Origin of the sequence: Desulforhopalus vacuolatus, from assembly GCF_016918505.1 — a bacterium.
GTDB lineage: Bacteria > Desulfobacterota > Desulfobulbia > Desulfobulbales > Desulfocapsaceae > Desulforhopalus > Desulforhopalus vacuolatus.
On the sequence record NZ_JAFFPZ010000004.1, the window covers coordinates 36675 to 61235 of the forward strand.

A 24561-nucleotide genomic window follows, 5' to 3' on the forward strand; every position below is an offset into this window, starting at 1 on the left:
GTCATTTCTCAGCAAGCAGTTGCGCTATATGTTTAACTTCAATCGGAATATTTTTCCGACTGAGCATTCCCTGAATATTCATCAGACAGCCCATGTCACATCCCGTGACAACCTCAGCACCGCTGTCAACAATATTCTGTACCTTTTCTTCCAGTACCGCTCCGGAGATCTCCGAGTATTTTACGGCAAAGGTCCCGCCAAAGCCACAGCAGGTATCAGCGTCCTTCATTTCTATCAGAGTCATATCATCGATGTGGGCCAGCAATGTGCGCGGCTGCCTGTCAACGCCGAGAAAACGGTTAAGATGGCAGGACGCATGATACGTGACCTTGTGGGGGAAACGCGCTCCCACAGATTCAACCCCAAGGACATCCACCAGGAATTCGGTAAACTCGTAAATCTTCATGGAGACAGCCTGAGCCCTGACAAGCATTTTGGGATCATCTGCAAAAAGTTCAAGATAGTGATTCCTGACCATGTTCACACAGGAACCGGATGGACAGACAATAACCTCCGCATCTTCAAAAATATCGAGAAATTTTACTGCTGCCGCGCGGGCTTCCCGCTGATGTCCCGCGTTAAAGGCAGGTTGACCGCAGCAGGTCTGGTTGGAAGGACAGTCCAGTTTCAGGCCGAGGCGTTCCAGCACTGTCACCATAGCCGCTCCCGTCTCCGGGAAAACAGTGTCCACAAGACACTGGATAAAGAGTGTCACTTTTTCAGGTTTATTCATGGTGTTATCTGTCAGTTAATAAAATTATTGGGGAGCCAGGTGATGATTTGCGGAAAAATCACTAAAAGAATAATAGCCAGTATCTGCAGACCGACAAAGGGCATTACTCCACGGTAAATATCAGAGGTCTGCACCTCCGGAGGCGCAATCCCTTTTAAGTAAAAAATCGAATAGGCAAAGGGTGGTGAAAGAAAGGATATTTGCAGATTGACCATGACTAAGACCGCAAACCAGATCGGGTCAAAGCCCAATCCTGCAGCAATCGGTGTAATCAGCGGTACAATAATAAAGAGAATCCCCATCCAGTCGATAAACATGCCGCAAAAAACGAGCAGCAGCATAATAGTTGCCAGCACGCCCCATTTGCTCAGGGGCAGGTTCAGGAAAAGATCGGTGATGACATCATCGCCGCCCAGCGCAACGAAGACGGTGGAAAAAAACGATGCGCCCACCGCGATCATCATGATCATGGCAGTGATTCCCAGGGTCTGTTCACATGCCAGCCTGACAACGGAAAAATTGAGTTTTTTGTAACAGGCCGCAAGAAGCATACTTGCCACCGCACCCACGGCAGCAGCTTCAGTAACGGCAGCAATTCCAAAAAAGATGCTGCCAAGGACCGAAAAGATAATGAGACCCGGCGGGATCACCGAGGTGAGCAGAATCTTAAGCTTTTCAATGTTGGAATGCTGATGTTCTTCCTGAGACAGGGGCGGACCGTCCTCCGGGCGCAGATGGCAGCGAATAGCGATATAGAGCATATAGAGCACTACCAGCAGGAGACCGGGCAGGAGGCAGCCGAGAAAAAGCTTGCCAACGGACAGCCTGGCAATAGGACCGTAAATAATGATCATAACACTGGGTGGGATAAGAATGCCGAGTGTCCCGCCAGCACAGATCGTTCCACAAGCCATGGACCTGTTATATTTTTTCTCAAGCATGGCGGGAAGTGCCATGAGACCGATGGTAATTTCTGAGGCACCGACAACGCCTGTGGCAGCAGCGAAGACTGCGGAGATTGCAATAGTGGAGATACCAAGCCCCCCACGAAAACGCCCCCAGAGAATGTGCATGGCGTTAAAAAGCCGCTCAGCCATGCCCGATTTCTCCATAAAAACACCCATAAAGAGAAACAGCGGCACAGCCAGCAGCGTGTAATTTTTCATCAGCCCCAGAAGACGACCGATGAAGAGCCCGAAGATATCAGGGCCCATGGCTCCAAAACCAAAGAGAAATGCCACCCCGCCCAGCACAAAGGCTGTGGGAAAACCGAGAAAAATCCCGACAAACAGCGTGATGAACATCAATATGACAGCAATTTCAGGACTCATGCTGTTCACCTCCATCAAGAACAATCTTAAAATTTTTCAACAGCTCGGCCACTCCCTGCAGCAACAAAAGTCCAACACCTATGGGCATAACCGTTTTAAAGGGATAAATAATTGGCCGCCAGTAGCCCTGCATGGATCGTTCCCCCATCTCCCAGGAAAAAGCAACATAGGGAATAAGTGCATAAAGCAGGCCTCCCCACAGGGGGAAGAAGAAGACACAGAGCAATATAATGTCTGTTATGGCCCGCGTTTTTTTAGAGAAGCGGCTGTAGAAAATATCGATCCGCACATGTTGTCGCCTGCTCAGGGTCCAGGCTTCACCCATCAGGAAAAAGGTGCCCCCGATCATGTAGCTCAGATCAAAACACCATTTAGTCGGGTTATTAAGGACATAACGACAGAATATTTCGTAGCAGATAATGAAGGAGAGCACCAGCACAAGCCACATACAAACCCTGGCCATAAAACTGCTGATCGCGTCAATACCCTGGATAAGACCCTGGATTATTTTCATTGAGAGTTTCTATGTAGAACTTTAGAAGGACCCTGCTCTCTGGACAACTCTGCAGGACCTGTTGATCTCAGCGGATACTGCTGGATGTATTGAAAAAAACGTCATCCACCTGCAAAAAAAAGCGGGTGCATTTTCTGCAGGTGAATGACGTTTGGCTGATTACCCTGTCTCTTTATTTGTAGGACGGGGTCATGAGCTCTTTATATGCATCATATTTTTTTCTGAATTGCTTCTGGGATTCCCACACCTTTTTAAAGAAAGGATCTTTCTCGCTCTTTTGCTGCATAACTTCTTCTGTCTTCGCGGCAAGCTCTCTCTGGATAGCCGGATCAAGATACTGAATTTTCACCCCTCTTTCACGGAAAAAATCGAGTGCCGGAACATCTGCGCTGATGAATTTCGTCAGCATTTCAAGTGTGGTTGCCTCGGCAGCGGTGCGTACGATTTCCTTGAGATCATCCGAGAGTTTGTTCCAGGAACGTTTATTGACGCGCAGGTCTGTGATGGTGCTGGTCTGGTGGATTCCTGGTACGAGCAGATATTCAGCAATTTCATAGAAAGCCAGGTTTTTGTCTATGCTGGGAGTACTGAACTCACCTGCATCAATAACATTGCGCTGAAGCGCTTCATAAACCTCACCGGCGGGCAGCATGACAACAGATGCACCGGCAGCACTGAGAATCTCTCCCCAGTAACCGGAGGTTCTAAATTTCAACCCTTTGAAATCTTCGAGTTTGGTGATCGGTTTATTGGACCAGGCCAGGTCTTCGCTGGGGATAATCCCGCAGGGTGCAATAAAGCCAAAATCATATCTCTTATACAGCTCAGGAAAAAGAGTCTTCCCCTCACCCTCATAAAACCAGGTCAGGTATGGGATAGCTTCCATGCCAAAGGGGATATAACCGAACAACGCGGCAGCCGGGATCTGGCCGACGACGTATGCGGGAGAACTGTGAGAAGCATCAATCGTTCCCATGCGTACTGCATCAGTGACTTCAAGTGCACCCATGAGGACACCGGCCGGATAGCTTTTGATAATCAGCCGCCCACCACTCATTGTGGTAACCCGCCTGGCAAAGCTGTCAGCCATATCCTGCAGCAAAGTACCCTTGGGCCAGGAACTGGCCATTTTCCAGGTGATGGGTTTGTCTGCAGCAGATGCACCTGTACCCGCGAACGAGCATAGAAAAAGAACGACCGACAACACCAAGATGATGTTTTTCCTCATGTTTACTCCTTTTTTAATTATAGTTGGACATCGTCTAAAAAGACCTGCATAACTAACTGCTGACAGAAAAAGATGTCAATGCTTTTTGCACACAGGGGTTCCTTGAAGAAGTGATTCCTTTCAGTTCCCCTTCTAACAAAAAAGCAGGAAAACCAGTATGATAAGGCGAAATTGAGTTCTAATTTCGGCCAAATCCATCTTCTTGCAGGAGCACATCATGAAACAACTCGGTATTCTCTGCTGCGCTATACGTCTCAGCCGCATTGCGAAAACAGGTCTGCCACTGGTCAAACGGGATGGGAGATATTCCGTTTTATTCTCGAAGATATTGGGAACAACCCCGGAAGAAGGATACAGGGCGGAGATGATTTGAGGCGGTTTTGCTCTTCAAAAGACTCATTCTTCAACCGCGTTATAAACTGACGGATGAAGCGTTAGAGTTTCAAATACTCGATAGATATTTATTTTCCCGCTTTCTGGGACTTCATGCCGGTAAAGGCCCTGTCCCGCGTAACACTCGAAAAGAAAACCAGGAAATCAAGAAGGGAAATATTCCTGAAAAATGGTTTGCGAAAAATCATAACAAGGTCATTCGGAGATTAGCGGAAGAATCCATAAACGATTATTTTCATAAAAACGGTAAAAATTGCCACTTGCTGTGGTGCCACAGTGCAAGCACTCTGGATGTGGATGAAAATGTTGCCATAATAACAGAGACCGGATAGATTAGGCATGTGTTGATAAAGCGATTACTTATCATATTTTCTTCATGGGGAATATCTTGTCCTTGACAAGGATCCTTTTAATTGGTGCCTCCTGGCAACCATTATCGGAAAGGAGAATATATTCATGAAACGCTTATTAATGGCTGTAGTGATAATACTGCTGACAGCAATTACCAGTCAGGGAGCAGACGGTTGGTCATTGAAATGCAGTCCAGCCGAATTGAAGAGCCAGACTTTCGCATCTACTAAAAATTCGTATATTGTCTCATGGGAGTGCTCAAGTCCAGGCAGCAGTGATTACGGATGGACAATAAAACTCAATTATTACGGATCCTTTGATAAAAATACGAATACGGCCACCGAACATGTCATTAATCATGCCCGGTGGAAAGAAGATGGTTTAGTCAATGATCAGACGTATTCTTATGACATAAGCGTGCAATGCATCGATGACCCATGGTTGTCTGGCAGTTCGTGCCATGCTTCAACGTACAGCGCAAATCCAGTCTATCCTGTCTGGAATGATGAGGTGCCCCACGACAAGCCAAATCCCCGCAGCGCAACTCTGCTGAGCATTTCGGATCGACAGGCTCTGGTCCAGGACTACATGGGACAGCGAGCTGCACCGACGTTAGTAGAGCCTCAAAACGGACACATCTATAACTTTCCGGTTGAGTTGCCGGTTATTGTTCATCACAATCCAGATCATCCAATACAATTCAAGATTGAGTGGCGCCCTGACCTGCAGCATTCCCTGACTCAAGTGACCAATTCAATTCTGACCAGCATCCAGACCATAAACGGTGTCACGTCGGCGAAACTGCATCCGATCAAGGAAGGGCTCTGGACAGTTCGTGCACAATTGCAGACGAACGCTGACCCTTTCTGGAGTGATCCATGCACTTTTACTGTCAGACCCGGTGGAACCAGACGATTCACTATCCTTTCTCCTTCGCAGGGGCAGCACGTGACAGGAAATGTCCGTATTTCACTTGCGGTCTATGACCTTCCGCCGGAAATTATGGCAGAGGGTCCCAGGGTAGATCTGGATTGGACCTGGTCCCCGCCACCCATCCCCGGAGCATGGCTGGAAATACCGAAAGATATGAACGTAATCCCGGTCATGACCGGAACGGAGCTGGTTATTCCCAGAACAGCATTTACCAAAGACGGTCTCTGGTCTTTGACGGCTATTATCAAACTAAGTGCCAACCTTACTGTTACTGACAGCGTATCCTTTAGCATCGATACACTGGAAAAACACCTTGTATTTAAACCGCCGCTGCCTACAGCCATTACCACTGCACCAACTTTAAAAAACGCAATTTCCACAACCACTCAGCATGTAGAAGATCAACTGCTGAAACCCGTGATTTCAACACAGAAGATTCAGCCTCCAAACTATAAAATTATCCCAATCACTGCACTTAAGAAGCCACGGATTAAACAAAAAACTACTTTGGTCTTTTTGCAACCGCAGCAACTGCAGGAGATTGCCCATCGTGGCTCGGTTCGTCTTCAAGTCAAGGGGGTTGAAAATGCCCAACAGCTTGACTGGCAAATTGCGTATAAAAAATTCGATTCTTCCAGATATAGCAAGAGTGAATTACTCAACCCCCAGGTTGTCGGTAGGAGAAATCAAATAACGGGTTCTTTTCAGGTAACCAGGGAGGGAGATTACCGGATAAGGGTACGATCAAAGGAAAAGGGAAGCCGTTGGAGTCCGTGGCGTTTATTTCGTGTTGGTAAACCCAATGCTAGAAAATTGACAGAAAAACCTTTGAGGCCCCGCTTCCAGCGTCCAAAAGCCGCTGAATAATATTAATACGGCTGGTAAATAGATCCACATTGCATGCTTGATCGCCGGATGCCTGAAATCACTTTTTCAGATACTCGTCAGGGTTGAGTTCTGGTGAATAAGAAGGGAGATACAAGACCTCGATCTCATCCTCGTTCCGTGCGAGCCAGGCTTTGACTAACCTGGCATGATGCACACGTAAATTGTTCAGGATCAAGAATACTGTACGCTTTGCATCTTTAACCATGAGACTGTTTCGAGGTGCTCTTGTGGAAGACGAAACATGCGAAAAAAGGGATTTTATTCTTTATACCGGGGCACTGCATCACACAAGGGATCGGTGAACGGGATAAGGAGAAGGTTACCCATGTCAGATACAAAATTTACACATGTACCCTGATGATAACAAAGGAAACATGTGTAAAAATACAGGAGTCAAGGTGGTGAAAGCCTGTTCAGTTTACTCCGGATGTAAGTCGGAGCAATGCCCATTATCACCAGTTTTGTCGGTACAGTTTCCGTACTCCGCATACGTCGGATCGTTGCTGACAGCATCGCACGCCTTCTTAAAGGATTTGGCGTCAGCTACTTTGACCGTTTCAGTTGCTCCTGACCATTCGCTTGTACAAACCAACTTCCACGAAGCCCATACGGGACTGCTGGAGACAAGAAGCAGACCCGTCAGAACTACAGTCAGAACTACAAACCGTGAGATTGATTTCATTTCATACCCCCTGAATTCATAGAATAAGTACATACCTGTGCAAGTATCTGAAGAAAAATACATCTTTGGAGAAAGCAAAACTCAAGGTACCCTCAAGTGTATTCTGGAAAAAGTTATCAAATTATTTCCAGAGGTTATAACTGACTTTCCAGCACCTAACCCTTACAGAAATATATTATATCAAAATAAATCAAAAAAAAAGAAGTTAATTTGAAGAAAAATATATACTGGGCACTGAGAATGATCTTACTTAATAAATAATAAATAAACTTTATGTTGCTTCGTTTTGATGGTGCCTGATTTATATTGACTACCGTCTATAGTCATTCCTTTAGCAACACTGACTTTATATGTGATGGCATCCTTGTTGTTACAACCTTTAGCTGATCCAGCACTATGCACACCAACTATTTCAAGCTTGTGTTTACCACGACTGATTCCTTCTATATTAAATGATCTCTTGTTCCCAGCAGGAGTATTGCCTTTATACTTCCCATCAATAATAAGACCAATCGTATCATCATCACATTGATTGTCGTCTAAAACGATTTCTCGTTTATAACAACCTTCATCAATCTGATTGTTCCCGTTGTTGTCAATCCCATCACCACATATTTCATATTTACTGTACGGTTGAGGATTTATTGGTTTTGGTTGATTTCCGTCACTATTTGAAGTCCATACATTATAAGAAACCTGACTCCTTGCTCGCAATCTGTTCCCATCCCTTAAATCATATTTACCAGTAATCTCTTTGACGCGACCATGATATCGTTTATCTGGATTGTAGATTTTTCGATTCAACCGAGGTATAAGATTCCTCATTCTCAATTCAACATTTGCTTGATTGATCGTAAGGTTAACGATTGGAACTGCCTTGGCATATACTTCAAGTTCAATGACCTGTCCGTAATATGTTATCCATCGACTCAAAGCAGCATTTACAGTCCCATCATATAACTTTCCACCTCCATACCCTATAGCAGCTCCAACAAGAGTTGATTCAGTCAATGCCATTTTTAAAAAGGTTGCATATTCACTTCTATATGCATGAATAAAATTCCTGAAATCATATCCACCCCACATGGGATAAATCATTGCACCAACCCTGATACGAATCTTTTTCCTTTCTGGTTTGAATCCTATCGGAATGTGAATGACAATTAAATCATTACGTCCCTCGTATGTGTATTGTGGGGTTGGATTGTCATTGTATATCGACCAATACGGATCACGACCGACAACTGATGCCCAATAATACAATCTGACATTTTGATTAAACTTTCGCCACAACGCTACTCCATTCCCGTTATCAGAACTTGGTCTGGAAACAATTAACTTGTATGTGTAAAAAATATCACCATTAGATATTAATTCTTGTGTCAATTGAACATCTCTTACAACAAGATGCTTTCCTATAATGTCTGAATCATTTCCATGATAAACAATACGCCAGGGATCACTTGCCTGTGCTAAGCCAGCAACGATTAACATCAGCACTAAACTTGCAAATACGATAAAAATACCTTTCTTCATTAATCCCTCCTAAATATTATTTATCTTTTGAACTCCCCCGTTGATTTTGCAACATTCTCTCTACAGACTTTGAATGGAAAGGTTTCTCCCTTGTTCGTTGCTGAATCCAGCTTCCCTCCACTCCAATCACGAATACCAGTCAATATCCTCCACGGACGAATATTATGCGTTCAGCCGCTTTTTTTTGACTGTATGAAACGATACCGGAGGAGATATCGTGTAAATCCCATGCCTGGGATACGCCGGGAGGACTCCTGAACATAGAGGTAGAAGACCAGACGGCACCGGGAGCCTCGTGGGTCGCTGGCTTGGCATAGGGAGATAATGTGGTAAAATCGAAAACCGAGCTGTCAATGCAGGGGGCCATTTTTGTCACATCGACGAGAGAAAAAAGTTCTCTAATGTTTGGCAGCCGCCAATCTGTCATTCCCGCATAGCCACCGGCCGCATTGAGTGCGTTGACGCAGGCGAGCGCTTCTTCCCATGTATATGTATCCCTGGAAAGCGCCGACAGCCAGACAAGCCCTGTATAGTTGTCTGTCACAGTACCATTTCCGTTATTGGTGAAATGTGTGGCAGGTATATGCGGAATGACAACGGTACGCACCGCACGGACATGAAAGTACCTCACCCTGCCGTCGCGACCGACTTTACCCGGAGCGGCGCTCGCAGTTTCGCTCTTTATATGGGCTCCTATACCTCCACCCGCATTTGTAACCCATGCTCTCAGATCCGTATCGGCACGTGGATCCGAACTCCACCAGTAGAGTTCACGAATATAGTCCGCCCCATAGAGCTCTTCGTAGTCTTCTGTAAAAGCTTTCTTTATCTCAAGAGCAGGGTTAATTGCCCCCAGGTCATTAATCGAGAAAAGCTCTTGCGCTGTGGGGAGCCGCCAGTCGTCGTATTCACCGAGATGTAATGCTTCGCAGTACAAGAGGGCTTTTTCACAGGTCATCTCCCCTGCATCTGCTTGTTGCCACATCAGGCCGGTAACGTTGTCTGTAACCGTTCCATCGTTATTTACAGTGTATGAAAGTGCATTGATGGTGAAATCAGAATCCTCCCCGTATGTATCAGTATATCCAGTTATCTGACCCGTATCGGGAAGGCCAAATGGATATGACACGGCTGCTTTCGGGGGAGTGTTATTTATGGATACAGGGATATTTTGGGTATACCTGCATGAAAAACTCAGCACCGCAGTAATCAGGATCAGTGTGCAGGATATTTTACGCCCCATTATTTCATCTCCTTCGGTTTATCTGGACTTCTTAATGTATTCTCATGGGAGACCAAACGGAGGTCTATGATTTAATGCCTTCAAGGAAAATTGAAGGTATCAACATATCGTTTTCTGGTTCCGGCCACTTCGTATTCACAGATAAATTTATGTTTTACATCAATCATTTCCTCTTTGCGAGCTGCGAATCCATTGTCTCGTACAAATCCATCAAAAGTTAAGAATAATTTTTCACCTTTGCCTGCCCTTGCAAGGTCTTCACGAAAATGCCGGATGATAAAGTAAGTGAAGAATGTAAAGAATTGACATATCCTTGTTTTTGTGTTTAAATTCTCTGTAATGCAATGGATTGCAGAGGTCAGCAATTTTTGTTTTTTCCAGCTCTTCAAGATTGATTTCCGGGAAAGTATCTGGCTCGATTTATTGCCGATCGTTTCTCCTCTTACTTTTCGATCTCTTCCGAAAATCTGTGCAGAGAAAGAACTCAAAACCTGTTACTCTAAAATCAGGTATATCTTGAATGATCGCCCTTCTTCTTCGTTACAATAAAAAAAAATTTTCAGAGGTACGCGCCAGATTCCAGGTAAGTGCCAGGCTCCGATATCAATCAGGGCTGTAATAAATTTCTTCCTGTGCCTTGAATATGAACAAAATATTTTACTGCCCGGTGGAATCCTTGAATGTAAATTTAAAATCCGACAAACTCCTGGTGGAGAAATAGAGTGAAAAATGAATTTTATAAATATTCTTACCGTATTGCTTTATCGGTGGGAGTATCAGCGCTGTTACTTGCCATCCTGATTCACGGTAGTTTGTCTTCTACCTCTTTTTCCTTTTTACCAAAACTCATCGCTGTTATTGCTGCAGTCCCTGCCAGCGCTATTGCGGTGTACATTGCAGCTTCCATCTTTCGCACCAGCTTGAGAGCGTACCGGTATCGTATTATAGTTGCCTCCTCGGAGTCCCATATCCCCTCATTTTTTCACTTTTTTTTAGTAACAGCATCAAGGAATATGTTTGTTGACATGCTTCCCGCCCGGCTTGGAGAGTTAAGCTATGTTGCCATGTTAAACAAAGGATATGCTGTTTCCGGTCCGACGTGTCTCTCTTCACTTATCATCAGCTTTGTCTTTGACCTTATCGCCCTGACACTATTAATTGTTGTTCTTGTTCTGGTGCAGTTGTTTGCAGCTGGGAATTTTTTATGGCTTGTACCTGTCCTGTGCCTTTTGTGTGTGCTGCTGACATGCTTTTATCTCTTTTTCCTTCCTGTTTTACGTTGTATCACCACTGCGCTTGACAGGTTGAGTTTTTTCCAAAAAGGGATGGGAAAAAAAATCACTCTTTTTGTCAAAAAAAATATTACAGCATTAGAGCAGGCGAAGAACGCCGGAATTGGATGGCGCCTTTTAGGTTTATCCCTTGGGATAAGAGTCGGGAAATATATTGGTCTCTACGCATTGTTTGTTGCTGTTGCCGTGAGTTTTCCCCTGGTGAATACTGCTCCTGCAGCAGCGGTTATTGCCTTGATCAGTGCAGAAGCCGGTGCTTCGCTGCCTCTTCCTGTTTTTATGGGATTCGGGGTCTATGAGGCTACTGGCAGTCTGGCAATGGTTGCTCTTGGTGCAACGGCATCTGTTTCCCTTATTATGATGCTGGCATTGCATATAGTCAGTCAGATTGTTGATTATACTTTTGGAGGTATTGCTCTTGTCCTTTTTTTAATTACCTCTACTCAACCTGTAGTGAAGAAACAGTTTGAACAAAAAAAGTTTTTCAAGCGTTCTGGACTGGTTGCATTCATTATTCTGGCAGCAGGTGCATTATTATTAGTCCCACAGCTCAGAAAAATAAAGAATCTGGGGACCATTCAACCACCTGACAGCGGGCAGATGATAGAACGTGGAACTGATGAGCCCAAAACGGAGCAGCAAAAAAACCTCCACGGATTTATCGTGTGGAGTTCAAATCGGAATGGGAATCATGATATCTTTAAATATTCTTTCGACAGTCAGAAAATTATACCGCTCACGTCTCACCCGCATACAGAATATTTTCCCCGAATATCTCCGGATGGTAAAAGAATAGTTTTTGCCAGATCGCAGGTTCCATGGGTTTCGCAGCGCAATCATTATCCCTGGGATATATATGCGTTGAATCTGGCTGACGGTGTGGAAACCCTGCTGGCTCGAAACGGTACGTTTCCGACATGGTCTGATGATGGGCAATATGTTTATTTTTTACGGGAAGCGCATCAGGTTGTTCAGCTGGATATTGCATCTGGTAAGGAAACGGAAATATTGCGAACCGGAGGAAAAGGGATATTACCCAAAACAGTACAGTTGGAAACACCCTCTGTTATGCCGAATAACAATCTGGTTGCCCTGACGTTACGCGGCAGTGAACGAGCCGTGGTTATAGCTGCACCGAATGGAAAAATTACGAAACTTGGTCAGGGGTGTCAGTTGAGCTGGTCCCCGTCAGGAGAGTATCTCTATAAAATTGACCATGGTGGCAAACAGCAAAATGCAGTTTTTTTTATTGACGCTGCAACCCTTAAACAGAAGAAATGGTTTGACTCTCCAACCCGTTACAGTCACGAATATTTCCCTAAAGTATCCAATGACGGCAATGTATTGGTGTACGGTGCCAGTAAAAGAGGGCATGAACACGATACCGCCGACTATGAGATCTTTGTATGGGTCATAGGAACTCCCTGGGAGACAGCCCGGCGAATTACCCATCACACCGGAAATGATTGCTGGCCTGATGTCTATATTACACGAGCAGATTAAGACAGGAACAAAGGAGGAAGGAGACGGGAGAAGCAAAAGACGGAACAGCGAAAAACTTTAAAAAATATTTTAAAATTAAACAGATAATTGCTGTTGTTCTATTTTTACTCTTTGCGTTCTGTGATCAGTAAAAATGTAATTGGTATTACTGTTTCTTGATGAAGTATTCGCTGTAATATTTTAACTCAGCGATCGACTCCTTGATGTCGGCACAGGCCTGATGGCAGTTTTTTTTCTTGAATTTCTGCAGGTTGGGAGCCCAGCGATAAGACAGTTCCTTGAGGGTGCTGACATCGATATTGCGATAATGAAAGTAATTCTCAAGGTCAGGCATAAACCGGGCAAGAAACCGGCGATCCTGACAGACCGAATTGCCGCACATGGGAGATTCCTGATATCCCACCCACTGACGAATAAAGGCCAGAGTTTCCACTTCAGCCTGTTTATAATTGCAGGTACTCTTGCGAGAACGTTCTAACAGACCAGATTTCCGATGCTGCCTGGTATTCCAGGAATCCATTGCATCCAGCACCTCGTCCGGCTGATGGATAGCACAAACCGGCCCCACTGCAATGATCTCCAGGTGGATATTGGTAATAATTATCGCCGTCTCTAAAACTCTGTCTGCAGCACAGTTCAACCCTGTCATTTCCAAGTCAACCCATGCGAGATTGTCACAGTCTTTCATAGAGATCCATCCTTCAGAAAAATTCAAGTACCTGGTACGAAGATAAACACAGGTTAACATAGAACTCCATCTGTGAACACAAAACGAAGATAAAACAGTTTTTTTTATCACGAAGGTGGCGAAGAAAAACAGAAAAAGACAAAAAGGGAGAAAGGAGGCAGGAGACAGGAGACAGGAAAAAGCAGAAAATGTAAATGGTATTATTTTCCCTGGCATTGTCCCGGCTGATCATGGACGGGCCAGCCACCACCCAGGGCCTGGTAAAGCCGAATGGTCGCCTGCGCCATGTTTAAGCGTGTCTCCACCCATCTGTTCCGATATTGCAGAGTAGCCAGCTCGGCATCGAGCACATCCTGAAAAGCCTTCTCGCCGTGCGTATAAAGCATTTTCGCGGCGTGCGTTCTCTCTTCTGATTTTGATATGGTCTTGTCCAGGAACGTACTGCGGGCGTTCAGTGCGGATCGCATTTGACAGGTACTGTCTACCTCGGATAATGCCTTCAATATGCTCTTATCATATTGCCGCGCGGCCTCATCAAGACGCGCTTCAGACGCACGAATATTGGCCTGGATACGCCCGGATGTAAAAATTGGCAGATGCACTCCCACATCTAAAAGGCCCATCCAGCCATCGACATTGGGAAGGTCACTCAATCCGATATGCCCATCCTCAGCCAGAAAACTTATATAAAAGCGCGGGAGCAGATCAGCCCTGGAACTCGCCAATCTGGCTGAAAACGCATATAATGCCAACGCTCTGGCCCGGATATCCGGCCGCCGCAGCAACAGATCACTGGGGACCACTCCCCGGGGAGCAGGTGGTAATTGGGCCAGCACATCGCTTTTGCTTTCCTGCAGGGTAAATGTTTGCGGAGGTTCTCCAAGGAGCACGGCAATCTGACGCACATGCAGGTCATGCAAGGCCTGAAGCGGTGCACGCTGTGCATACAGGGCAGTCAGTCTGGTTTCCACATCAGCCAGCTCAAAACGGGTTGTCTGACCGGCACCGAAACGGCCCGCGACATAATGTTGCATTTCCGTTACCGTTTTTATGGTGTCATCCATGAGCTGCATCTGTCTGGCGATACTGCGGGCCTGAACGTAATGATCGGCAACATTGGCCGCCACCACTATCCGGGTACCCCAGGCAATTTCTTCAACTCCGAGGGCCGCGTATCGTGCAGCATCGGCATCGCTCTGTTTTTTTCCGAAAATGTCAGGTTCCCACGAGGCGGCAATCCCGTAAGCATAATGAATACCATTCACGGAGAACGAGTCCGAAAGATCCTGGCCTAGAACCGAGGTCGAAAGGCTGTTCACCTCTGCGCCGAGATTGTTGTCGACTTCTCCGGCCTGCCCGCCGAAATGAGCATTGACACCCACCATGGGACCCAGATCAGCGCGGGCGAGATCGGCAAAAGAACGTGCCTCCAGGACCCGTGCCTGTGCGACCTTAATGTCGATATTATTGTGCAGGGCTTTTTCAATCAATTGGTTTAAACAGGTGTCACCCCAGCTTCGCCACCAGTGGGCGATATCAACCTCCACACCGTTGTCGGCCAGGCCGGCAAAGGTATATTGCGCCGGGAGTTCTATCTGAGAAGTGGTGTTTACCGTGGTGGGCTGGCATGCTGTCAACAACAGCCAGACGCCTGCCAAAAGCCAAATACATGTCTTGAAGTTCATCATTTTTTCATTTCCTTCCCCTTGAACCACTCTACCCTGAAATGACTCTAAAATACGTGTGACATTCATCTCTTCATCCCTGCCGGGCCAGCATGGATCGGAATTTTCCCAAAGCCAGTATCATAAACGCCACTCCCATGAAGCCCATGGCCGCGAATTCCGGCCAGACAATACGAAAACCAGCCCCCCGGAACAGAATATTCTGGGCCAGAGCGACATACTGGGTTGTGGGAAAGACCTGGGAGATATATTGCATCGCTATCGGCATACTTTCCAGGGGCGTCGCCGCACCGGAGAGCAGATACAGAACCAGAATCACAATGGAGGCGAGGAGCCCAAACTGGGGCATGTTGGGCGCCAGAGTCGCTAAAAATATGCCCAAAGCCGTGACGGAAAACAAAAAAAGGGCCGTGCCGACGGCAAAGAGCAACCTGGAGCCGTGAATGGGAACCCCCAGTCCAAGGTGAACCACGAGGGCGATGGACAGCAGGGACGCCACCAGGATAACTGCAGCGTTGGTGAGAATTTTGGCAAAGGCGATTTCACTTGCCCGTACGGGCATCACCAGCAAATGTTCAATAGTGCCATGTTCCCGTTCTCGAATAACGGCTGCTCCCACGAGGATAATACCAAGGATCGTGATTGTTATTACGATGTGCATCACGGAAGTAAACCAGGCTGTTTTGGTGTTGGGATTATAGAGCATCCGAATGACCGGTTGTACAGGCAACATCGAATCAATACCCTGCATCTGCAAAAAAAACAGAATTTCCCGGGTAAAAATTTGCTGAAAGTAGAAGACACCCACCCCGGCCTGCGTCATGGCGGTTGCATCAACCAGCAATTGCACCACAGGCTGCCTGCCAGCAAGAAGATCTTCCTCAAAATTTGCAGGAATATCGAGGACAAAAATAACTGCACCCTTGTCCATCAGCCCATCAATCTGGCCATGGGAAATTATCTGGGGAGTTTTGAAATAGGGTGGCAAAATGGCATCTCGAAGACGCATCGACAAGGTGGAGTGATCGTTATCGATAATGCCCACGGAAGCGTTGTCTACCTCTGCCTTTACGCCTTTGGCCACGCTGACCACCGCAGCGGACAAAGTGAAGGCAATGAAAAACATCAAGATAACGTCAGTGAGCAGGCTGCTTAATTCCTTTCTGCTCAGACGAACTACATTCCAACACCACTGTTTCATAACACTCAGACCTCCTGCTTTTTCAGAAGTAAACAGGCGGCCAGTAAATAGGTCGCGGCAAAAGCGGCCAGCGCCGCATACATCGGGAGAAAGCTTCGCCAGTCCAGCCCTTTTGTGAAAGCGCCCAGACTGATGAGTTGATACCACGACGAAGGAAAGCCCAGCCCCACCACCATGCTGGAGCCGGTCAGCGTCGAGACGGGGTAAAGCAGGCCGGAAAAATTAAGTGAAGGGATCAGGCAGATAATGGCCGAGGCAAACATCGCGGCCACCTGTGAGCGAACGAAGCAGGAAATCAACAGCCCAAACGCGGTGGCGGCCATGACAAAAAGCAGTGCTCCGAAACTCATGCTCAAAAAAGAGCCGCGAACCGGAACACCCAATACCGAGATACTCAACAGTACCAGGATGAGATAGCTCACCATGCCCACAGCTACATAAGGAAGCTGTTTACCAATAAGATACTGGCTGACTCCAGCTGGAGATGCATAAAGATTGATAATGGAGCCAATCTCTTTTTCTCGCACCACGCCCAGTGCAGTCAGCATGGTGGGGATCAGAATCAAGGCCAGCATGACAAGACCAGGAGCGATGGCATAGATGCTGCGGAACTCCTGGTTGTAGACAAAACGCGGTTCCAGTGAGGCGGGTAAAACTGCCTGCTGAGGAGAGCCCACGCTGCGCATGAAATTTTGAGTGAACTGCAACAAAATCCCGGAGATGAAACCGCGGACATTTTCGGCGGTGAAGGGCTGCGCACCGTCTATATAAAATGCCACCGCCGGTTGACGCCCGGCGAGCAGATCTCTGCCGAAATCCGGTGGAATTTCAATCACCATGCGGACACGGGACCCCCGGAGCAGGGTATCAACCTCGGCTGTATCACGGATTGGAGGGCGTATATTGAAATAATGCGATCCGCTGAACTGTTCGATCAGTTCTCGACTGGAAGCACTCTGGTCGTGGTCGAGAACTGCGAACTTTACGTTTGCCACATCAAAGGAGACGTTCCATGCCGCCACCAGAAGCAAGACAACAGGTCCTGCAATGGCAAAAGTAAGTCGAATTCTATCTCGCAGCAATTCCTTCGTTTCCCGACGGGCAAAGGAGCCGACAATTTTCCACCACTGTCTCCACCCGTGTGAAGAGCTTTCCCCCCCAACAGGAACCAGCGACGGCGTGCTCTCTTCAACAGCTCCCGCCGTCCTGGTTTCATCATCATTTTCTTTTGCACCCTCCTGCTCCAGAGAGCTGATAAACGCCTCTTCCAAAGTTGGAGAACCTGCTTTCTCCTGCAGTTCTTTTGGCGTGCCCATTGCCAGCACCCTGCCCTGATGCATGAAAGATATCCGGTCACAGCGCTCGGCTTCATTCATGAAATGAGTAGAAACGAAGATGGTGACTTTTTCTTCGCGGGACAGCTGGACAAGGCGTCTCCAGAACATATCCCGGGCCGCCGGGTCCACCCCGGAAGTCGGTTCATCAAGAATCAGTATCTCTGGTTTGTGAAGACAGGCAGCCGCCAGCTGCAGCCGCTGACGGATGCCCAGGGAGACCTGCATGGGAAGACTGTCTGCCACCTCATTCAAATCGAAATCATTCAACACGCCCTTGACCACATCCTCCCTTTGCTGCGAAGGAATTTGATAAAGCTGCGCATGCAGCACCAGATTTTGCCGTACCGTTAACTCTTCATACAGTGAAAAGGACTGGGACATATACCCGACCCGCATGCGTGTGCGCATATTCCTGGAGTCAATCGGCTGGCCAAGCAGCATGGCAGTGCCGCTGGTGACCTCCAATAAACCGGTAAGCATTTTCATGGTAGTGCTTTTACCGCAGCCGTTGGAGCCGAGAAAACCGAAAATCTCCCCCCGTTCGATGCGGAAATTCACCTTGTCCACGGCTGTGAAATCGCCGAACTTCCGGGTGAGGTTCTCCGCCTCTATGGCTGGAGGAGAATCTTTTTCCGGCACAAACGGTGGAATTTCCAAACCAATCCCGCTCCCCCTCCTCTCTTTGGGCAGCAATTTCACATAGGCTTCTTCAAGGGTTTTGCTTTTTGTGTCTTCCAATACTTTGGAGGTAAGATCATTGACGAGGATTTTACCGTTATCCATTGCAATGATATATTTGAAATTCTGTGCTTCTTCGATATAGGCCGTGGCAACGATGACCGACATCTCAGGCCGATCGGCGCGCATCGAATCCACCAGCGACCAGAATTGACGCCGGGCCAGGGGATCCACGCCCGTGGTGGGTTCATCAAGAATCAACAGATCGGGGTCGTGGACCAGCGAACAGCACAGGCTCAATTTCTGCTTCATCCCCCCGGAGAGTTTTCCCGCCGGACGATCAGGAAAAGGAGCCAGGCCGGTGGCATCGAGCAAATGCCTGATGCGTCTTCCCCGCTCGCGTTCCCGCAGGCCAAAGAGACTGGCGAAAAAATCGATATTTTCGTACACGGAAAGGGTTGGATAGAGGTTCTTGCCCAGCCCCTGGGGCATGAATGCAATCCTGGACGAATTCTGCCGGCGGAAACGTTTATCCGCCATATCCCCCCCCAGGACCTTCACCTGACCCTGTTGAATGATTTTGACACCGGCAATGACGGACAAAAGTGTCGATTTGCCCACGCCATCCGGACCAATGAGGCCTGTAGTTTCGCCAGACGCCAGTTGAAGGGAAAGATTCTCCAGAGCAGTGACTTTACCATAAAAATGCGACAACCCATCGATGTGCACACTGAGATTTTTTGCTGCGGCTTCGGGCTGTAGAGATGCACTCATCTCAGTTCTCCCGTTCCTGCGGCAGATGTTCGTCAAGGTACGGCGGCCAGGGAACCTCGTTTGTCAGCCGTACATAGCCGTTGCCCGTAAGCCCGCCCTTGAGCAGATCCTTGTATTGCAAGGCAAGATCGGCCGCCAGCTGCAATTTAACGCGATACATCATTTTGGTACGTTCATCCGCAGTTTCTACATACTTGGGAGTAAATTGTGCTTCTGAGGCGATAAAACTGACTTTTGCCGGGAAGACGGCAGTGATGCCATCCAATATAATTCTGGCGTCGCTGCCGATACGAACCTGTCCCAAAGTATATGTGGGTAAAAAGAGGCTCATGCAGGCATCAGAAGGATCCAGCATTGTAACTACCTTGCCGCCAGCGGGAATCACCCTGCCCAGCTCGGCAATACGATATTCAATGCGTCCCGCCCGGGGTGCGCGAATTTCCAGATCTTCCTTCACGGAATTGATCCGCCGGACCTGGGCTTCGGCTTCACGGATGGCAGCTCTGGCCTCGGCTTCCGCAGCCTGGGATGCTTTCACGGCAGCGGTTTCTCCAGCAAGAACTCTTTGCCGCCGCTCTACTTCCACAGACGAAACCAGAGAGTCCTTTTGAAGTGCTTTGGCGTTTTTAAATTCCAGCTCAGCCAGCCGCTGCTGTTCTCTCCGGGCCGCAGTTTGTGCCTCGGCACGATTCACGGTCTGAGTGACCCTGTCTCTTGCCGCCTGGGCTGCCTGGAGCAGGGCCTGTGTCTCTTCGGATGAGAGTCTGGCGACCACTTCCCCTGCTGCTATCTCCTGTCCCTCTATCACCGGCAGGGCTTCAATACGGCCCGGGTACAGGGAGGCAACATCCATCCGTCCCAGCTCAAAACGACCGTTTACTTTAACGATACCTTCCGGCAGCTGCTCCATCTGACGTTGATACCACCACCATCCTCCTGCGGCAGCGACTCCTGCCAGAAGTATCAGGGTTATAACAATAACGAGTTTTTTCATGACAAAACCTTGAGGCAACTTCGGCCATATTCAGCTGCCTTCTCAAATTTTCACCCAACATCGCCTGCACCGTGGCCAGGGCAATCAAGGCATTCCTGAATTTCTGTCACAAGAAAAAAAACAGCCACTGCTTGAGAAATCAATGCAGTGGCTGTCTGATTCCTTCACAGCGGACAATTCTTTAAGCCGATCGGCTGCTGTCCCTTTGTCGCAGATTCTCTGTAAAGAAAATTATATCACTTTCCAAAAATTTTGCCTCTGATCTGAGGATTCTCTACCTGTTCTCACGAAGAAGAGAATCCTCAGCACTCAGCAAGCCTGGCAGCGGGTACAATCAGGCCGCTGCAAAAAAAGATTTTACCTGAGCAACCAGCTGGTTTTCAGTGAGACTGTCGCAGACTTCGACGGCTGCAATTCTTTCGGGCTGGCCTTTTATTTTCTCAATTTCTTTTACCAGTTCACCCTTTGCTTCCCCTGGACCAAAAATATAGAGAAGGCTGGCGTTGCGAACCTGCTCGATTACCTCTTGATAGAAATTGCGAAACTGGTGTTTGCGGCGCTCGTCCGCTGTTTGTTCTTTTGATACAGATTGAGCCACGTTCGTTCCAGAGGACTTCCAGCCACCTGATGGCCGAAAGTGACTTTCGGCGTTAGACTCGATCCGCTCAACCGTTGTCTGGCCGTTTTGCAATGAGACTAAAACCGCCTCTTTATGATCAATCCAAATCCCCATCTTCTGCATCATGGTGCGGTCTGATTTTGTCATGTTGCCTCCTGTGGTTTATTTTGTTCCTGCTTCCACTCCTCTTTCCTCACACGACACATCAACCTTCCGGCTCATTTGACGTGTGATTGTGTATCAGTTCGCCTCCCCGTTCAACGCTTCAAAGCCGGAGATAACGTCGAAGAGTTCCTCATCAATATTACTCTGGCGTAAATGATGAAATGTTCTATTGAGCTCCTCCAGTAATTCACTGATGTTATTGTCGGCACGTTGCATCGCTGCCAGACGGCTCGCGTTTTCACTTGCCAGCGACTCGGCACATGCCCTGAATATCGAGACGAAAAGATATTCGCTGATGAGCTTCTGCAACGTCGTGATACTGTCTCCTATAACCTCTGGAAGGTTTCCCGATGGCCAGGGGCGTTCGGCAAGGTTGTCCCGCCACTTTTCGTCCAAAGGGAGCAACCGCTGGCTGACCTGTGTATACAAGGATCCAGAGGCAGGCCGGTTATAAAAGAGGTACAGTTCCGCGCCTTCATCGAGACTGTGGCGCTCCCCTGCCTCCATGAGAATTTTCCCGACGAACGGTGTTATGGCTTCAACGGTATTTGGTACGGCGAATTGTCCCACCAGTTGCATCCCACTGTCTGCCAGATAGTCATGGACGCGCTCACCAACCGTCCATATCTCCGGTTTGACGGACAGTGCTGAGAATGTCCGCACAGCAAACGTGGCCACCACATCATTAAACTGGCCCACGAGTCCCTGGTCCGAGCCAAACACGACTGCACTGATCGCATGTGCATCTTTTGCTTTTGCCGGTGTCCCTTCAGCACGCAGCGAAAGATTTCCTTTCTCCCGGAAGCATGCCCCCAGCCCGAGCTCCACAGTGCGATGGTAGTCGCTTAACGCACGCACAGATTTTTCATATTGACCTATGCTTGAAGCAGCTACAGCTTTCATGGTCCGGACAACAGATTGCAGGTCCCCTGCTCCGCTGATCTGCCGTCCGAGACTCGCTATGGTATCACTCATCACACATCCGAAGGTTTCGTCCCTGTCTTTTGGGGCAGGCGCGGCTTTTTTCTCGTGTCACTATCATAAGGGAACCTCTGTTATGGGAATATCAAACAGCAACAAAAACCGATGACATCCGTTGTGATATGAGACTATTTCAAGGTACCCTTGTAAAAGACGGCACCGCGAAAATATTTTTTTGGCGATTACGAATGGATAAACAGGATGTAAAATTGATCTCGTTGTAGAAACATCCGTTATGCTGAAGACGCCCAAATTGGTCGTCTCTACAAAGACCTTTTGCTTTTTTTCCTGCCTCCTTCCTCCTGCCTCCCTTTTTTCCCCATAAATACAACACCATGTTGTCACCACGGGGATAACAGCGGGATTGCATTCGGATCTGCACAACCAATACCCGTAAAATAAATTTCCAACATTGTTTGGCTTTATTGTCTTTTTCTGTCTCCCGTCTCCCGTCTCCCGTCTCCCCTTTTTACCCAACAGACTGAAAACGTGCGCAAGACTCGCGGGCGACACGAATAATTGATTCACGATCCTCTTTACTCATCTTATTCCCGGCCTCCAGACGATCAAGTATATCCTGGGGAATATCCACCGCTGCTTCCTGAACGGCCTGTTCCGCTTCCAGCATCCTGTCAAGTGGAACGCTGTCGAATATTTTCGCGGTCAACGCCAGCAGGACTGTAATCTGCGTTGGCATGGATAATGGTTCAGATTCCGGCTGCCTGAGACAGGCGCGAATCCGCTTTCCGTGTTCAATTCTGATACGGGTAGCCTCATCAAGACGGGCGCCGAACCGGGAAAAGGTCTCAAGTTCTTCAAACTGTGCATAGGCGAGCTTGAGGTCGCCCGCCACTGACCGATAGGCTGCGCGCTGCGCCTTGCCGCCAACCCGCGAAACAGATTTGCCGACATCAACCGCTGGCAGTACACCGAGTTCGAACAAGGCAGGTGAGAGGTAAATCTGTCCATCGGTGATGGAAATCAGATTGGTTGGGATGTAGGCCGAAATGTTTTGTGCTTCAGTCTCGATAATGGGCAGAGCGGTAAGCGAACCGCCTCCGAGTTCCTGGCGCAGATGCGTTGCCCGCTCCAGCAGCCGGGAATGGATGTAAAAAATATCGCCAGGAAAGGCTTCACGGCCGGGAGGACGACGCAGCAACAGCGACAGTTCACGATAGGCGCGTGCGTGATGGGTGAGATCATCGTAAACGATCAGCACATCTCGACCTGCCTCCATAAAAAACTCGGCAATACTGGTCGCAGCATACGGCGCAATATATGAAAGACCAGGCGGATCATTTCCCTCTGTAACAACCAGAACTGTGTACTCCATGGCGCCTTTCTGCCGCAGGGTTGCCAGGACTTTGGCAATGGTCGCTCCCCGCTGGCCAATGGAGCAGTAGACGCAGAGCACATCCTTGCCGCGCTGATTTAAGATGGTGTCGATGGCAATGGTGGTCTTGCCCGTCTGGCGGTCTCCGAGAATCAACTCTCGCTGCCCCCTGCCAACAGGAATGAGCGCATCAATGACCTTGAGACCAGTCTGCAGCGGTTCCGTGACGGGTGCGCGATCCATGATGGCCGCAGCACGACGTTCTATGGGCAGACGATGACTCACGGCAACCGAACCGTTATCATCAAGAGGCCGACCAAGCGGGTCAATCACCCGTCCCAGCAGTCCTTCACCGACGCCAACGTCCATCACCCGGCCGGTACGCTGTACTTCATCGCCAGCATGCAGATGCGAGTATTCGCCAAAGAGAACAACGCCAATTTCGCTGGCGTCCACGTTGAAAGCAACACCGAGAACATCCCCTGGAAATATCACCAGTTCATCGGAACCCACTCCGGGCAGGCCTGACACTTTGGCGATGCCGGTGGCGACGCTGATAATCGTCCCTGTCTCCCGCAGCCGCAGTTGCGGAGAAAAAATTTCCCGCGCCTCGTGCATCCCGGTAAAGGTGGTGTCGAAAAGATTCTCAAGATTGTCAGTTGCCATCGTCATGGACTCGTTCTTTCCTGTATGGGTTGCTCATCATTCGTTTTGGGTTGCTTCTTTTCCTGCAGGAGTTCATCCACAGCCTCTTCCAGGGACATCAGGTAATCCTCAATGGACCACGCAATCTTCCGGCCATCGCTGGCAAGTTCTATGCCGCTGATGATGTCGGGTGAGGTCTCGAAACGGATGCGGATTTCAGCTGAAAAGGTCTCGTTGAGGGCCTTTTGCAGTATTGCCTGCTGTTCGGGAGGTAACTCAAAACGGCTGCGTACGACTGCCGGATCAGACGATTTTGCAAGAGATGCGGCCAGTTCTGTTTTTACCTGCTCATCCATCTCCTTTAAGCGACGAGTAAACACCTCGACCATCTGTTCTTCGAGGCTGGTCGTAGCAAGATCTGCCAGGGTTTTACGCGTGATGGCAAAAACCTCATGCCGGGTTCGGCGGCTGACAGCCTCCTGCAAAGAAGAGGCTTCGTTTTGTAATGCCTTCTGTCGTTTTACCCGCAATTCCTCAGCATCGTGCCGCGCCTCGTCGAAGAGTCGCTGACGCTCGGTATGCGCCTCCTCTGCCGCCTCACTGAGCAGTGTTGCCCGTTGCCGGTCGAAGTCTTCATTCTTCGTCTGGAAGTCGTCACGTTCCTTCTGCGCTTCAGCCGCTTTCGCATCGGCGCTCGCAAGTTCCCTGGCTATCCGCTTCTCCCTGGCATCAATGGCATTGATCACAGGTTTATAGAGAAAGCGTTTCAGCAACCACACCAGAATGAAGAAATTGACGATCTGTGCTCCAACGGTGAACCAGTCGATTAACATG

Annotated in this window: 21 protein-coding genes and 1 pseudogene; 5 read left to right on the forward strand and 17 right to left on the reverse strand. The window is 48.3% G+C overall.

Features of this window, described 5'->3' with window-relative positions; translation table 11 throughout:
- Position 1 precedes the first annotated feature (1 nt).
- From JWG39_RS03820 to dctP, 4 genes are all read right to left on the reverse strand, one after another.
- Positions 2 to 733: a (Fe-S)-binding protein gene (locus JWG39_RS03820; protein WP_205218038.1), complete on the reverse strand. Its 732-nt coding sequence runs from the start codon at positions 731 to 733 to the stop codon at positions 2 to 4.
- An 11-nt stretch (positions 734 to 744) separates the two neighbouring features.
- On the reverse strand, positions 745 to 2064 hold the full coding sequence (locus JWG39_RS03825; RefSeq protein ID WP_205218039.1) for a TRAP transporter large permease: 1320 nt from the start codon (positions 2062 to 2064) through the stop codon (positions 745 to 747).
- Complete coding sequence (locus tag JWG39_RS03830) at positions 2054 to 2578, reverse strand: TRAP transporter small permease subunit (RefSeq protein ID WP_205218040.1); 525 nt, start codon at positions 2576 to 2578, stop codon at positions 2054 to 2056. Before JWG39_RS03830 ends, JWG39_RS03825 begins: the two co-directional genes overlap by 11 nt.
- 172 nt (positions 2579 to 2750) lie before the next feature.
- Positions 2751 to 3806 carry a TRAP transporter substrate-binding protein DctP gene (dctP, locus tag JWG39_RS03835; RefSeq protein ID WP_205218041.1) on the reverse strand — a complete coding sequence of 352 codons (1056 nt, stop codon included), beginning with the start codon at positions 3804 to 3806 and terminating at the stop codon, positions 2751 to 2753.
- 217 nt (positions 3807 to 4023) lie between these two features.
- On the opposite strand from dctP, the gene JWG39_RS03840 reads away from it, so the two are divergent.
- The 3 genes from JWG39_RS03840 to JWG39_RS03850 all read left to right on the forward strand — a co-directional run bounded on the left by JWG39_RS03840 (position 4024) and on the right by JWG39_RS03850 (position 6350).
- Complete coding sequence (locus JWG39_RS03840) at positions 4024 to 4179, forward strand: hypothetical protein (RefSeq protein WP_205218042.1); 156 nt, start codon at positions 4024 to 4026, stop codon at positions 4177 to 4179.
- A gap of 7 nt (positions 4180 to 4186) precedes the next feature.
- Positions 4187 to 4531, forward strand: a complete 345-nt coding sequence (locus tag JWG39_RS03845) for a transposase (protein WP_205218043.1) — start codon at positions 4187 to 4189, stop codon at positions 4529 to 4531.
- Positions 4532 to 4655: 124 nt separating this feature from the next.
- A complete protein-coding gene (locus JWG39_RS03850; protein ID WP_205218044.1) occupies positions 4656 to 6350 on the forward strand; it encodes a hypothetical protein in 1695 nt (564 codons plus the stop codon).
- Between the two features lie 73 nt (positions 6351 to 6423).
- Here the strand turns inward: JWG39_RS03850 and JWG39_RS03855 are convergent.
- Positions 6424 to 6555: pseudogene (locus JWG39_RS03855) on the reverse strand (transposase); the annotation flags it as partial.
- A gap of 258 nt (positions 6556 to 6813) precedes the next feature.
- Here JWG39_RS03855 and JWG39_RS16685 point away from each other — a divergent pair.
- On the forward strand, positions 6814 to 6942 hold the full coding sequence (locus JWG39_RS16685; protein ID WP_275888953.1) for a hypothetical protein: 129 nt from the start codon (positions 6814 to 6816) through the stop codon (positions 6940 to 6942).
- A 357-nt stretch (positions 6943 to 7299) separates the two neighbouring features.
- Here JWG39_RS16685 and JWG39_RS03860 read toward each other — a convergent pair whose 3' ends face one another.
- The 3 genes from JWG39_RS03860 to JWG39_RS03870 form a co-directional block, all read right to left on the reverse strand.
- Positions 7300 to 8589 (reverse strand): hypothetical protein, encoded by a 1290-nt coding sequence (locus JWG39_RS03860; RefSeq protein ID WP_205218045.1) that lies wholly within the window; start codon positions 8587 to 8589, stop codon positions 7300 to 7302.
- A gap of 139 nt (positions 8590 to 8728) precedes the next feature.
- Positions 8729 to 9832: an Lcl C-terminal domain-containing protein gene (locus tag JWG39_RS03865; RefSeq protein ID WP_205218046.1), complete on the reverse strand. Its 1104-nt coding sequence runs from the start codon at positions 9830 to 9832 to the stop codon at positions 8729 to 8731.
- An 80-nt stretch (positions 9833 to 9912) separates the two neighbouring features.
- Positions 9913 to 10221 (reverse strand): hypothetical protein, encoded by a 309-nt coding sequence (locus tag JWG39_RS03870; protein ID WP_205218047.1) that lies wholly within the window; start codon positions 10219 to 10221, stop codon positions 9913 to 9915.
- A 333-nt stretch (positions 10222 to 10554) separates the two neighbouring features.
- Here JWG39_RS03870 and JWG39_RS03875 point away from each other — a divergent pair, with 333 nt between their 5' ends.
- Entirely contained in the window at positions 10555 to 12627 is a 2073-nt protein-coding gene (locus tag JWG39_RS03875) for a lysylphosphatidylglycerol synthase domain-containing protein (RefSeq protein ID WP_205218048.1), read from the forward strand.
- Positions 12628 to 12772: 145 nt separating this feature from the next.
- Here the strand turns inward: JWG39_RS03875 and orn are convergent, their stop codons facing one another.
- The 9 genes from orn to JWG39_RS03920 form a co-directional block, all read right to left on the reverse strand.
- Complete coding sequence (gene orn, locus JWG39_RS03880; RefSeq protein WP_205218049.1) at positions 12773 to 13315, reverse strand: oligoribonuclease; 543 nt, start codon at positions 13313 to 13315, stop codon at positions 12773 to 12775.
- 200 nt (positions 13316 to 13515) lie between these two features.
- On the reverse strand, positions 13516 to 15003 hold the full coding sequence (locus JWG39_RS03885) for an efflux transporter outer membrane subunit (protein ID WP_205218050.1): 1488 nt from the start codon (positions 15001 to 15003) through the stop codon (positions 13516 to 13518).
- A gap of 70 nt (positions 15004 to 15073) precedes the next feature.
- Positions 15074 to 16201: an ABC transporter permease gene (locus tag JWG39_RS03890; RefSeq protein WP_205218051.1), complete on the reverse strand. Its 1128-nt coding sequence runs from the start codon at positions 16199 to 16201 to the stop codon at positions 15074 to 15076.
- Positions 16202 to 16206: 5 nt separating this feature from the next.
- Entirely contained in the window at positions 16207 to 18990 is a 2784-nt protein-coding gene (gene rbbA / locus JWG39_RS03895; protein ID WP_205218052.1) for a ribosome-associated ATPase/putative transporter RbbA, read from the reverse strand.
- Position 18991: 1 nt separating this feature from the next.
- Entirely contained in the window at positions 18992 to 19984 is a 993-nt protein-coding gene (locus JWG39_RS03900; RefSeq protein WP_205218053.1) for an HlyD family secretion protein, read from the reverse strand.
- A gap of 334 nt (positions 19985 to 20318) precedes the next feature.
- Entirely contained in the window at positions 20319 to 20750 is a 432-nt protein-coding gene (locus JWG39_RS03905; RefSeq protein ID WP_205218054.1) for a hypothetical protein, read from the reverse strand.
- 93 nt (positions 20751 to 20843) lie between these two features.
- Positions 20844 to 21743 carry a F0F1 ATP synthase subunit gamma gene (locus JWG39_RS03910; protein ID WP_205218055.1) on the reverse strand — a complete coding sequence of 300 codons (900 nt, stop codon included), beginning with the start codon at positions 21741 to 21743 and terminating at the stop codon, positions 20844 to 20846.
- 475 nt (positions 21744 to 22218) lie between these two features.
- Positions 22219 to 23754 carry an alternate F1F0 ATPase, F1 subunit alpha gene (locus JWG39_RS03915; RefSeq protein WP_205218056.1) on the reverse strand — a complete coding sequence of 512 codons (1536 nt, stop codon included), beginning with the start codon at positions 23752 to 23754 and terminating at the stop codon, positions 22219 to 22221.
- Positions 23751 to 24560 carry a F0F1 ATP synthase subunit delta gene (locus JWG39_RS03920; protein WP_205218057.1) on the reverse strand — a complete coding sequence of 270 codons (810 nt, stop codon included), beginning with the start codon at positions 24558 to 24560 and terminating at the stop codon, positions 23751 to 23753. Before JWG39_RS03920 ends, JWG39_RS03915 begins: the two co-directional genes overlap by 4 nt.
- Between the last annotated feature and the right edge of the window lies 1 nt (position 24561).

Excerpts from the sequence above, each read along its gene's own strand:
- JWG39_RS03860 (WP_205218045.1), bottom strand. The coding sequence starts at position 8,589 with ATGAAGAAAGGTATTTTTATCGTATTTGCAAGTTTAGTGCTGATGTTA.
- JWG39_RS03900 (WP_205218053.1), bottom strand. The coding sequence starts at position 19,984 with ATGAAAAAACTCGTTATTGTTATAACCCTGATACTTCTGGCAGGAGTC.
- JWG39_RS16685 (WP_275888953.1), top strand. The coding sequence starts at position 6,814 with ATGCCCATTATCACCAGTTTTGTCGGTACAGTTTCCGTACTCCGCATA.
- JWG39_RS03865 (WP_205218046.1), bottom strand. The coding sequence starts at position 9,832 with ATGGGGCGTAAAATATCCTGCACACTGATCCTGATTACTGCGGTGCTG.
- rbbA (WP_205218052.1), bottom strand. The coding sequence starts at position 18,990 with ATGAGTGCATCTCTACAGCCCGAAGCCGCAGCAAAAAATCTCAGTGTG.
- JWG39_RS03890 (WP_205218051.1), bottom strand. The coding sequence starts at position 16,201 with ATGAAACAGTGGTGTTGGAATGTAGTTCGTCTGAGCAGAAAGGAATTA.
- JWG39_RS03840 (WP_205218042.1), top strand. The coding sequence starts at position 4,024 with ATGAAACAACTCGGTATTCTCTGCTGCGCTATACGTCTCAGCCGCATT.
- JWG39_RS03915 (WP_205218056.1), bottom strand. The coding sequence starts at position 23,754 with ATGACGATGGCAACTGACAATCTTGAGAATCTTTTCGACACCACCTTT.
- dctP (WP_205218041.1), bottom strand. The coding sequence starts at position 3,806 with ATGAGGAAAAACATCATCTTGGTGTTGTCGGTCGTTCTTTTTCTATGC.
- JWG39_RS03850 (WP_205218044.1), top strand. The coding sequence starts at position 4,656 with ATGAAACGCTTATTAATGGCTGTAGTGATAATACTGCTGACAGCAATT.
- JWG39_RS03910 (WP_205218055.1), bottom strand. The coding sequence starts at position 21,743 with ATGAGTGATACCATAGCGAGTCTCGGACGGCAGATCAGCGGAGCAGGG.
- JWG39_RS03820 (WP_205218038.1), bottom strand. The coding sequence starts at position 733 with ATGAATAAACCTGAAAAAGTGACACTCTTTATCCAGTGTCTTGTGGAC.
- JWG39_RS03825 (WP_205218039.1), bottom strand. The coding sequence starts at position 2,064 with ATGAGTCCTGAAATTGCTGTCATATTGATGTTCATCACGCTGTTTGTC.
- orn (WP_205218049.1), bottom strand. The coding sequence starts at position 13,315 with ATGAAAGACTGTGACAATCTCGCATGGGTTGACTTGGAAATGACAGGG.
- JWG39_RS03885 (WP_205218050.1), bottom strand. The coding sequence starts at position 15,003 with ATGATGAACTTCAAGACATGTATTTGGCTTTTGGCAGGCGTCTGGCTG.
- JWG39_RS03905 (WP_205218054.1), bottom strand. The coding sequence starts at position 20,750 with ATGACAAAATCAGACCGCACCATGATGCAGAAGATGGGGATTTGGATT.
- JWG39_RS03830 (WP_205218040.1), bottom strand. The coding sequence starts at position 2,578 with ATGAAAATAATCCAGGGTCTTATCCAGGGTATTGACGCGATCAGCAGT.
- JWG39_RS03920 (WP_205218057.1), bottom strand. The coding sequence starts at position 24,560 with ATGTTAATCGACTGGTTCACCGTTGGAGCACAGATCGTCAATTTCTTC.